Below are 1,024 nucleotides of genomic sequence, written 5' to 3'. Positions count from 1 at the left end.
TCAGTACGCCAAACAACTCGACGGCTGGAGTGGCGATATCGTCCTTACGCCCGCTCAGATCCGGGAGCAGACTAAGGACGTGCCGGCGGCCGTGCGCGCCGATATTGACTTCGCCATTCGGCAGGTCACCGATTTCGCCTTGGCGCAGCGCGAATCCCTGAAAGAGTTCTCCTTGGAACTGCATCCGGGCGTCACCGCGGGACAACGGGTGCTGCCAGTCAATGTGGTTGGTTGCTATGCGCCGGCAGGGCGCTACGCGCATATCGCGTCAGCATATATGGGCGTGGCGACCGCCAAGGCGGCCGGTGTCAAGACTGTAGTGGCGTGCTCGAGCCCGTTCCGCGGCCAGGGCATCCATCCGCACGTCCTTTACGCCTTCCAGGCGGCCGGCGCCGACGTCATCATGGCACTGGGCGGGGTGCAAGCGATTGCATCCATGGCCTATGGTCTCTTCAGTGGCAAGCCGGCTGATGTGGTGGTGGGGCCGGGCAACAAGTTCGTGGCTGAGGCCAAACGGACGCTCTACGGCCAAGTCGGCATTGACGTGTTCGCCGGACCGTCGGAAGTCGCCGTCATCGCCGATGAGACGGCCGACCCCGCCATCGTCGCCAGCGACCTCGTCGGGCAAGCCGAGCACGGTCATGAGTCGCCCGCCTGGTTGTTCACCACTTCGCGCGAGCTGGCCGGTCGTGTCATGGCGCTGGTTCCGGAACTGATCGCCAAGCTTCCCCCGACCGCGCGCGATGCCGCCACCGCCGCTTGGCGTGATTACGGCGAGGTTATCTTGTGCGACACTCGTGAAGAGGTGGTGGAGATCTCCGACCGTTATGCCTCCGAGCATCTGGAAGTCCACACAGCGGATCTCGACTGGTGGCTGGCCAATCTGACCTGCTACGGCTCGCTCTTCCTCGGTGAGGAAACGACCGTGGCGTTCGGCGACAAAACCAGCGGGCCCAACCACGTGCTTCCAACAAAGGGGGCAGCGCGTTACTCCGGCGGGCTGTCTGTGCACAAGTTCATGAAG

General features: G+C 63.8%; 1 protein-coding gene. It reads left to right on the top strand.

Going from position 1 to position 1,024, the window contains the following annotated elements:
* Positions 1–1,024, top strand: a 1,024-nt coding sequence (hpsN, locus tag E1J61_RS15395) for a sulfopropanediol 3-dehydrogenase (protein ID WP_133094935.1), incomplete at both ends; no start/stop codon positions are given.

The sequence above is a fragment of the Cupriavidus sp. L7L genome (genome assembly GCF_004353535.1).
Classification (GTDB): Bacteria; Pseudomonadota; Gammaproteobacteria; order Burkholderiales; family Burkholderiaceae; genus Cupriavidus; species Cupriavidus oxalaticus_A.
The sequence above is the reverse complement of the archived record's forward strand: the minus strand, read 5'-3'. Positions and strand labels throughout refer to the sequence as shown.